The sequence below is a fragment of the Mesorhizobium sp. M7A.F.Ca.US.007.01.2.1 genome, assembly GCF_003998165.1.
Taxonomy (GTDB): Bacteria; Pseudomonadota; Alphaproteobacteria; order Rhizobiales; family Rhizobiaceae; genus Mesorhizobium; species Mesorhizobium ciceri.
The window spans coordinates 74,231-83,878 of record NZ_RZQP01000003.1 but is presented as its reverse complement, the minus strand read 5'-3'; the positions used below and the strand labels follow the sequence as shown (position 1 = coordinate 83,878).

The following is a 9,648-nucleotide window of genomic DNA, read 5'->3' as shown; positions in this document are numbered from 1 at the left end:
CTCTCCGATGATCCGCGCCTTGTCACCCACCGACCAGTGACGCCGACCGCCGGCACCGTTGATCACCTCGAAACGCCGAAGCTGCCGCTCCGGGTCAAGCGTAAGGTCAAGTCCAGACACAAGCCGATCTCCGATCCCAATACAGGATCGGCAACCTCACAGATCGCGACCACTCCCGAAAGGTGGTCCGGAAACACCGCTCTGATGTCCGCTGTCAAGGTTTGGAACGCATGAGGTCGCCCGATCCGAGGAACGGCTGCTCATTCTGATGATCGCGCATGGGTGGGGAGGCGGAACTGAAGGACGTCGGTGATCAAGCTCTGATGCGCGGGTTGGCTACCGCATTCCCGATTGTGCGTCCGGGGCTGTTCCTATCTTACTGCGGGCGTCGGTCGATTTGCCGGCCACAAAGCGTCTGACGGGCATTCCCCTGCCGTGGTCCCGCCTCCGCCCATGCGCGATATGTGCGCCATCGCGGCGAGCGATCAGGTGACGCGCGCCTCCCTTGCGACTGCCCACATAAAGCCGACCAGTTCACGGGCGATCGCGGTGCAGACGACCGTTGTCCGTTTGCCCCGAGCGCTCAGCATGCGGTAGCGGGCTGTCAGGCGGGACTGCGCCTTCCAGGCGATCTCACGCACCTTCGGTGACGCCTGCTCCAACCGGTATAGCTTCGCCTTCCCGACCTTGGGCGGATGTCGATAGGTCCAGGCGCTCTCGACCAACATGTGGCGAACCCGACCGTTGCCTGCCTTTGTGATGCCGCCGCGCCGGACTGTCTCCCCGGTTGAGCGCTCGCCGGGGACCCGACCGAGATATCCCATGAGCTGGCGTGGGCTTTCGAACCGGCTGGCGTCGCCGACTTCGGTGACGAACGTCACGGCGACAATTAGGTCTACCCCACGCAATGTCTGAAGCGCCCACACGATCGGTGCCAGCGACCAGGCCGGGACGAACTCTTCGATCACACGCTCCAGCCGCTCGACCCGCTCTTTCGAGACGCGCACCGCCTCGACCATCTCCTGGAGTGCGATCTGATGCGCGGGATGATCGAACCTTGTTCCTGAAGCCAGCGTAGATAGCGCATCGTCCAGCTCTTCTTTCGCGGATAGCTACGGCCGTGCTTGAGCATGAATGCGCTCACCTGCTGGCGATGGACCCGCAGCGTCTCGACCGCGCCCGCCCGCGCGCGAACAAGATCCCGTATGGACTCGTGCCCTTCATCGGGAACCCACACCGCGGTCAGCTCGCCGGCGCGCAATAGTCGGGCAAGGGAAATGGCGTCTCGACGGTTCGTCTTCACCCGATCGCCGGGCTTCCTTGGTATCAATGATGGTGCAACCACGGTGCACTCGTGCCCGAGCGACCGGATCAGGCGATAAAGGCCGTACCCGGTCGGCCCAGCCTCATAGCAGAAATGCACGTAATCAAAGCGGCTGGCGATCCGGCCTATGACCCGCCGCATGCTGGTCGCCGACGCGTCGACCTCACCGAAGAACCGAACCTCTCCTTCCCGGCCTGCCTCCGCAATCGCAATAGCGTTCTTAAGCTTCGCAACATCGATTCCGACAAATGCTTCTCTATAATCCGCCACGGCTCGTCCTCCTGTGGTGAGGATCGGCTCGGCCCGTCCGAGCAACCCTCGGACGCGCAGTGTAGGGCGAGCCACCTCATCGGCAGAGGCGGACATACGGTCTTACTGTCAAGACGCTGACGACCCAGAATCGCCGGGCGCTGCTGACGGCCCTCAAGTCGCTTCAGGAAAAGGCCATCGCCATCGAGAACGACATCCGTGGCCTGTTTCGTAACTTCGGTCTCAAAGTTGGCATTGTCGACGGCCGGCAAATTCGCGGATCGCATCCGGGACCCTTCCGGTGACATTCCGGAACTCGAGACATCATGGAGACGTTGCTCACCGCCCGTCGGAAACTTTGCGAGCAGTTCACGGTGCTACACGAAAGACTGTTGTCGATCGTGAGGGGTGACACGGTTTGCAGGCGGTTGATGACCGTGCTGGGCGTCGGCCCTATCGTTGCACTGGGTTTCAACGCCACGGTCGATATTCCTGCCCCCTTCAGGAATTCGAAGGACGTGGGGCCGTATCTCGGTTTGACGCCGCGGTTACATCAATCAGGCTAGGATAATCGCGTCGGCAGGTCAGCCTAGGAAGCTTGAATGGGATTGACTTCAACACGCCGAATAGACAAGTCCAGGCATTTGGTGGAGCGGATTGAGAGTGAAGCGCTCGGGCTGGGAAGCCCATGCCTTGCAGATGAACTCGTAGGGTGAGACCTTTGAGGGCCTTCAGCCTGCGGCCGAAATTTGTAGGCCGCAACAAAGTCGGCAAGATGCCGACGCAGTTGGTCATGATCGTCGTAGTGGAAACGCTTGCCCGTCGCGTCCTTGATGGTGCGGTTCATTCGCTCGACCTAGCCGGTGGTCCAAGTATGCTTTGGCTTCGTGGTTCGAAGCACAGCGCGACGATGCGGCCCCCGAACGTGCTTGCGGGCTTCCTGGCGCCGCGACGAGCGCTTGCAGGCGCTGACGGTCGCTGGCCAAAACGGTGAAGGGGGATGCTATTGCGCATGCATCTAACTCGCACGCCAAACCGCAAAACGGAATCCCGAAATCGGACTCTTTTGATCCGATCAATCCACTATGAGACGCCGATTCCGAAATAGCGGGTGTGGGCGACATTGAGGATGCGATTGATCAAGCTTACGAAGCTGTGTCCGCCGGCCGTTGCAGCTGTGCCATAACTGGAGTGTATACCAAGGGCCGGCACCGAGTTCATCTCTAGGACAAACGGTTGGCCTGAGCGATCGATCCGGAAATCGACGCGGGCATAGTCCCGGCAGTGGCAGGCACGGAAGGTCGCAACCGAAATATCCCGTAACATCGTCTCAAGCCCGCTCTCGATTTTCGCCGGGCAAATCTTGGGCACCGCTGCGGCCGCCACGTACTTCGCATCCCAATTCATAACACGCGTTTCGCGGTCACCGAAGTCCTGCTCCACTAGAGGCAAAACTTCGGGCTCCCCGTTTCCGAGCAACGCAACGCAGATTTCCCGCCCCTCGATGTATTCCTCCACTAGCGCATCCTGAGCATGCTGCGTGACGATCACTTCGACGGCCTGCCGCAACTTAGAGTGTTCATGTATGATCTGCAATCCGAAGCTGCAGTCCTCCTCCCGCGGCTTCACTACCACTGGGAATCTCAGGTCGCCGGTGTTCTCGGTGCCGCGACGCATCACGCGAAAGTTCGGAGTCGGCACGCCCTGATCGCGGATGAGCATTTTGGTAATGACTTTGTCTCCCGTCAGCCCAATCCCGAAGGGGCTACATCCAGTGTATGGAACACCGGCCATCTCAAGCATGGCAGGAACATGAGTGTAACGCTTTTCGCCCTGAATTCCCTCCGCCAAGTTGAAGACCATTCCCGAGGGGCGACCTTGCGGATCAGGTGGCATGAACCGCTCGAGACTGGCGAGCAGTCCTTTATCGCCTTCACACACTACCGTCTCGTGGCCGCCCTCTTGAAGTGCCGCCACCACATCTTCCAACGTGCCGCTATGCGGCCAAGGCTGCGGCGGCTGCGGACAAGGCTGACCGAACCGGTTAATCACACCGTTGAAATCACTGTTCGTTACGATGGCTACTCGCATGAGCTATCTCCTTTGACGTTTGTCTGCTGTCACGAAACCAATGAAAACTGGATGGAGGCCAACCGCTATATCAACATTGACGACCTGCACGAGTACAAGAGGCTCGAAGCACCATGGCTGACCCTTTTCACAACCCCCTCCACAAACATAGGTCCACCACCCGGTTCCCTCTCCGGTTCCCGACCCTTTCCGCTGGCGGTGCTCTTTTTGCCCAAGTAGCTCGAAAGACGGCGAGTTGGGTTGCGGTACCATCAATAAAGCCTTATGCAGGGTTTATGCCAAAACAGATGATAACCGGCGGATGAGAGCGCTCCGACGCGAAATGATCGCTTCAAAAACCGTGCCAACCTCGCAAAATGCACGTCGGCCAGTGCTTTGAGTTTGATATCAAACTTACGGTCATATCAGGTACTAAACTGGCCCGCACAACCACTATGTCGCAGGCGCGACAAAATCCGACAGAGATCGTATCCCAGGGGACGAGCGGCGACCCATCCGCAGTCTTTTGACGCTCGCCGGTCCCTTACATCGAGCCCTGGCGTCCAGAATTGAAGTTGGGCGAAGGCGATCCGCATAATCGTATGCCCGGCCTGGCCGGCTTCAACGTGCGAGCGCTGCAGCAGTTTCAACAATGATGGCGAGTCGGCATAAATCTTCTTGAGAGGCTGGCGCTTAATCCCGGAACAAACGCGGCAATCAGCACTTCGCCTTGCTCATTTCGATGACGGCCATAGTGTTATTGCGCGCTTCAAAAGCTGGACAGCGATTCCGCTAATTCCCGGACAGCGTTTTCACAAAAGTCCGACAGTTCGTCGAGGTTGGTCCTCGGCAGCCTGGTTGCTGTAGGGCTGATTGATTTCGGTGTTCTCGGAGTCGGTCAAGAGGGCCGAGGCTTTTTTCTTCGGATGCTCTCGCCCTGAAGGGCGATGCGGTGTGCATTGTGCACGAGCGGTCGTGTATAGCGTCGGCGACCGTGCTGTCGTTAATAAGGTCGTGCCAGCTTGCCACGGGGACCTGGGCGGTGATCAGGGTGGATTTTCTCTGATAGCGCTCCTCGACGATTTTCGAAGAGGTGGAAGCGCTGCTGATCGGAGAGAGCATGGTTGCCGAAGTCGTCGTGGATGAGCCAAGTGGACACGGGTGAGCTTGTCGATGAGGCGGGGAAAGGAACCATCGATGCGTCGCTCTCGAACAGGATAACAGTGCGGCTTCGGAAAAGTCCGGACAGGCTTTCCGGTAATCTCAATGATGAGATCCGCGCCCGCCGTTCCAAAAAAAGGTTCGGCACGAAGCCCGCATTTTTTGCACTGGGCTTACGGCGTGCTGATCCACTGTTTCGTCATTACTATTCCCGAGCCTTGCAACCGAGCCGGAAGCGTCAGGCGAATGCAGGATTCCTGCGCTCGTAGAGCGTCCCAGCTTGGTCAGCACAACCTGACGATACGCGCCATCTTGGCGGCAAAGGCATTTGACGCAGCTGAATTGTCACGATCAGACGGCAGTTGGATCCTCATTGGATGGCCAGTGTTGCAAAAATCACAGGCTGGAGATCGGACTTGCGCCCTGGTGAATTTCCGCCACCGCATCGGGGTCGGTCTTCAACCCGGCAACTTCGACTTCCCAATTATAATAGAGACCGCGGCCGGGGCTTTGGCGGAGAGGGTCAGTCCTGGCGATGCCTCTCTCGAGCCGGCCTACATTGCAGCTGCCAGGCGGTTGGTTGAGCGCGGAGCCGTCGCGATAACCAGGGACTGCGGCTTCAGTATCTGGTGCCAGGCTGCACTGGCCACGTCTGTCAAACTTCCCGTGGCCATGTCGAGCCTGCTACTGGCGCCCACGCTCCTCCGGCAGCTTCCGGCCGGCGCAAAGCTCGCCGTCTGGCCGCAGACTCAAGACACTGCGGCGAAGAGCTGCTGGGCATGGATTCATCCGCAGGGGCAAGAGTAGCCATCGGCGGCATCGAAGGTAATACGCGGCCGGCTAGTGTTACCGAAATGGAGTCCCCGGGTTGCAGTCTGTGTCGCGACTTCGCGCCGCACATCCCAAGATTGACGCACTCCTATTTGAATGTACATTGTCCCCGATGGTGACGTCAGCAATCCGTCGTAGGACAGGACTGCCCATCTATGACGCCGCGCCCCTTTATCGAATGACATTCGCGTCCGTGGCTTGACCGCTTGGAGGCCGTCAGGTGCTTGAGCGCGGCAGTCTCAAGTTTTAAGGGGTGGCAGCGTGGAATCTGCTCCTCGCGAAAGAAGGAAGCCCCAGGCGACTTTCGATCGTATATGCCGCGGCTAGGACGGAGGTGTCGGAATAGCGCGCGCCGACCAGTTGTAGCCCGACGGGCAGCCCTTGATCATCCAGGCCCGATGGAATCGATGCTGCTGGTTGCTGGGTCAAGTTGAAAGGGTAGGTGAAGGGCGTCCAGTCCACCCACCCCTTGTAACTATCATCCGGCACATTTCGCCCGACGGGGAACGGCGCGATAGGCATCGTCGGTGTGACCAAGAGATCGTAATTTTCGTGGAACTTCGCCATCAGAGCGGAGAGCTCGAACCGCATCGCCTCAGCTTCCTGAAATTCGGTAAGGGTGATCTTCAGCCCGCGTTCGGCACCTTCCAGAAAGCCAGGATCTAGTAATTGTCTTTGCTGTTTGTTCATTCGTGACACAATACGGGCGGCGCCAGCGAACCAGAATGTAGAAAACACCTCCACCGGATCCGCAAATCCCGGATTGACTTCGGCCACCTCGGCCCCAAGAGCTCGAAGCTGGTCGATCGCATTATCGGTAACGTTTTGGATATCTCGCGCCACCTTGACATAGCCGAGGTTCCGACTGTAGCCGATCCGCAGGCCCCTGATGGTGGTCTTTGCTGGATCGGGGTCGAGACCTAGGTACGCCGGACCCGCATAGCCATCGCGAGCGTCCTTTCGTGCAATCACATTCATCATCAGGATCGCATCCGCAACGGTGCGGGTCACCGGCCCCAAATGAGACAGCGTTGTCATGGCGCTAGCTGGCCATTGCGGAACGATGCCGAAGGTTGGCTTGAAGCCGAAGGTCCCCGTGAAGCTCGCCGGTATCCGGATTGATCCCCCGCCGTCGCTACCCTGATGAAGAAAGCCAAGGTTGAGCGCAGCCGCAACTGCCGCCCCTCCCGACGACCCGCCTGGTGTCAGGTCAGGATTCCAGGGATTGCGGGTGATCCCGTAGACCGGGCTGTCTGTTACCCCTTTCCAGCCAAATTCTGGAGTGGTTGTCTTGCCCAGGATAACGCCACCGGTCTCACGGATACGGGCTGGAACAGGGGCGTCTTCAGTCCAGGGTCCCTCGGTGCTGCCGGACAATGAGCCACGTCTTGTCGGCCAGCCTCGTGTCAAGGTGAGGTCTTTGATGGTGGCCGGAATGCCATCTAGTACTCCGGCTGGTTCCCCCTTCATCCATCGACCCTCCGAGGCCCGGGCAGCAGACCTGGCCCCTTCGTGGTCGACGAGGCAAAATGCGTTCAGCGCCGGGTTGTTGGCGTCGATGCGGCTGAGACAGTCATCGACGACTTCAACAGGCGAGAGCTGCCGCCTTCGGTAGAGTTCCAGGCATTCGCACGCCGACAGACCCTCAAGAGATGTTGGCACGGATGAACGAGTTTTCATTTTACGAGGTCCGCTACATTCAAGCCTGGCATAAGACGGCAGTTATTCATTCGTTCTGCGGCCCTTGTCAGACCGATCATCAAGACGTCGGACGGGATCCCAACGTGTTCTCTACGAGCTTGATCCAGTACGATGTTCCATAAGGAATCGCCTCGTCGTTGAAATTGTAGGCAGGGTGATGCAGGCCGGCGCTGTCACCGTTCCCGCACCAGACGAAAGCACCCGGCCGCGCCTGCGCCAGGAAGGAGAAATCTTCCCCCCCCATTACCGGTGGCGTCTCGAGCACATTGTTTTCACCGGCCACGCCCTTGGCCGCGCTTCTCGCAAGGTCGGTCTGCTGGACCTCATTGAAGAGAATTGCGTCGAAGCTCTGAAATTTAATATCTATCTTCGCGCCGGTTATCTGGGCGATGCCGGCGACCACTTCGCCCACCCGCTCCTTCACGAACTTGCGCACCTCCGGCTTTAGCGTCCGCATGGTGCCCACCAACTCCGCTGTTTGCGGAACGACGGGGACTAGTCTCTGCCCGGACTGGAACTGGTGGAACGAAATTCCTGCCGAGTCGACAGGGTCAATGTTCTGAGCCAGGATATGCTGCAGGGCCGTCACAAGCTGAGCGCCGACCAGAATCGGATCGATGCATTCATGAGGCCTTCCAGGGTGCCCCCCTCGCCCTTCAATGCTAATTTCTATGCTATCAGTTGCCGCCATCACTGGACCTTGCCGGATTCCGAAGACACCTACCGGCAAGCCCGGACGATTGTGCATTCCGTAGATGTGCTCGATGCCGAACCGCTCCATCAAACCGTCATCTAGCATGGCAACGGCGCCGGTACCGATCTCCTCGGCAGGTTGGAAGATCATGACCGCCGTTCCAGCGAAATTCCGAGTATCGGCAAGATAGCGCGCGGCACCCAACAGCATCGCGGTGTGGCCGTCATGCCCACACGCATGCATCAAGCCCTTGTTCTTGGACGCATAGGGCAGATCGGTCGCTTCGTTGATCGGCAGCGCATCCATGTCAGCGCGCAATCCGATAACCTTTGGGTTACCGTCGCTCACGACGCCGTTGCCCTTGATGACGCCAACGACGCCGGTTTTGCCGATGCCGGTCGCGACGGCGTCGCAGCCGAATTCGCGCAGGCGCTCGGCGACAAATGCCGAAGTACGGGGGATGTCGAAGCCCAGTTCGGGATGTGCATGGATGTCCCGGCGCCAAGCCACTATCTCGGGGAGAAACTCTGCGACGCTATTGAGAATTGCCACGGGGACTTTCCTTTCTTGCCGGTTGCAGGCGAATTTCACGCTTTGTCCTTGCGAGAGCCGGGAGACCCGTTTCCGCGCTGCCGGGAGCACAGCATCCTCTGTGCGACGTAGGCACCCCAGCTATTCCGCCGACTGAAGCCGCTCCAATTAGCCGGGGACCGACAATCCTGAATTCCGCTCCGCCCAGAATGTAGCAAGTGCCAAAGAGCTTGGTTGCGCGAAGGGCGCCTTGGTCCCGCAGAATATCATCGTTTTTTGGTCATTGGCGCATAACACCTGCAGGCTGAGAGGAGGTGCCCTGGTATATATGCGGGACCATTCAAAATAGGACAGCCGACATTCAGAAGTGCGGGACAACTGCGACCCGCGGAAGGCGCGTGGTGGTTGCCTGGGCGGGCTCTTTTGAAGGCTACTCTTCAGCAATTGGCAGAGCAAACGACGCCTTGATCCGATCCATTACAACGATTGTCTTGAACCCCTTTACTTCAAGATGTTCGTAAAAAAAACGACGGGTAAACGCCTCGTACTCGGCCATGTCCTGAGCAGAGACCGTAATAATAAAATCCGCTTCACCCGTAACGTAGTAAGCGTTCATGATCTCAGGCGTCCGCCGAATTGCCTGCTTGAAACGATCGATGATATCGGCGCGATCGCGCTCGAGAGTGATGGATACCAGCAGGAGCAGGGGCCGACCGACGGCTTCCGGTGAAACTATGGCAACGTCCGCTTCGATGACGCCAGCGTCTCGAAGTCGCTTTAATCTCCGCTGACAAGCGGTAGCCGATAGTCCGGCAAGTTCGCCCAATTCCTCTGTCGTAAGGCGATTGTTGCGCTGCACGACGTTGAGAATCTTCCGGTCAATTCGATCCAGATCCATTCACAATCTCTGCTCATGATGATATCGGCCAATGCCAAGGCCGCCAGTCCGTACGTCCAAAATGTAGCAAGTGCCAAACGCCCTCTCGGCGCTAAAGTCGGTCCAAGTCGCAGAAAATCGGCGTTTCTTTCGCCATCTGCGCACAATACCGGCATAGTATAACTATCTGAGGGGTGCCGCTGAATCGAT

At 58.6% G+C, this 9,648-nt stretch carries 7 protein-coding genes and 2 pseudogenes; 2 read left to right on the top strand and 7 right to left on the bottom strand.

Annotation, left to right across the window (positions count from 1 at the left end; all coding sequences use genetic code 11):
- Positions 1–485: 485 nt before the first annotated feature.
- Positions 486–1,690 (bottom strand): annotated as a pseudogene (locus EN949_RS01200) (IS110 family transposase).
- Positions 1,691–1,899: 209 nt separating this feature from the next.
- Here EN949_RS01200 and EN949_RS36365 point away from each other — a divergent pair.
- Positions 1,900–2,139, top strand: coding sequence for an IS110 family transposase (locus tag EN949_RS36365; RefSeq protein WP_063169335.1), 240 nt, complete (start codon positions 1,900–1,902; stop codon positions 2,137–2,139).
- Between the two features lie 48 nt (positions 2,140–2,187).
- On the opposite strand, the pseudogene EN949_RS01190 reads toward EN949_RS36365, so the two are convergent.
- From EN949_RS01190 to EN949_RS01180, 3 genes and pseudogenes are all read right to left on the bottom strand, one after another.
- A pseudogene (locus tag EN949_RS01190) lies at positions 2,188–2,468 on the bottom strand (integrase core domain-containing protein); the annotation flags it as partial.
- A gap of 188 nt (positions 2,469–2,656) precedes the next feature.
- A complete protein-coding gene (locus EN949_RS01185) occupies positions 2,657–3,664 on the bottom strand; it encodes an ATP-grasp domain-containing protein (protein WP_063169333.1) in 1,008 nt (335 codons plus the stop codon).
- 771 nt (positions 3,665–4,435) lie between these two features.
- Entirely contained in the window at positions 4,436–4,765 is a 330-nt protein-coding gene (locus tag EN949_RS01180) for an ATP-binding protein (RefSeq protein WP_272482847.1), read from the bottom strand.
- 2 nt (positions 4,766–4,767) lie between these two features.
- Between EN949_RS01180 and EN949_RS37045 the strand changes: the two genes are divergently transcribed.
- Positions 4,768–5,073, top strand: coding sequence for a hypothetical protein (locus EN949_RS37045; protein ID WP_164548505.1), 306 nt, complete (start codon positions 4,768–4,770; stop codon positions 5,071–5,073).
- 808 nt (positions 5,074–5,881) lie between these two features.
- On the opposite strand, the gene EN949_RS01170 is transcribed toward EN949_RS37045, so the two are convergent.
- The 3 genes from EN949_RS01170 to EN949_RS01160 all read right to left on the bottom strand — a co-directional run bounded on the left by EN949_RS01170 (position 5,882) and on the right by EN949_RS01160 (position 9,459).
- On the bottom strand, positions 5,882–7,315 hold the full coding sequence (locus tag EN949_RS01170; RefSeq protein ID WP_063169332.1) for an amidase: 1,434 nt from the start codon (positions 7,313–7,315) through the stop codon (positions 5,882–5,884).
- A gap of 79 nt (positions 7,316–7,394) precedes the next feature.
- Positions 7,395–8,582 carry a M20 aminoacylase family protein gene (locus EN949_RS01165; protein ID WP_063169331.1) on the bottom strand — a complete coding sequence of 396 codons (1,188 nt, stop codon included), beginning with the start codon at positions 8,580–8,582 and terminating at the stop codon, positions 7,395–7,397.
- Positions 8,583–8,991: 409 nt separating this feature from the next.
- Positions 8,992–9,459 carry an Lrp/AsnC family transcriptional regulator gene (locus EN949_RS01160; RefSeq protein WP_063169330.1) on the bottom strand — a complete coding sequence of 156 codons (468 nt, stop codon included), beginning with the start codon at positions 9,457–9,459 and terminating at the stop codon, positions 8,992–8,994.
- Positions 9,460–9,648: the final 189 nt, after the last annotated feature.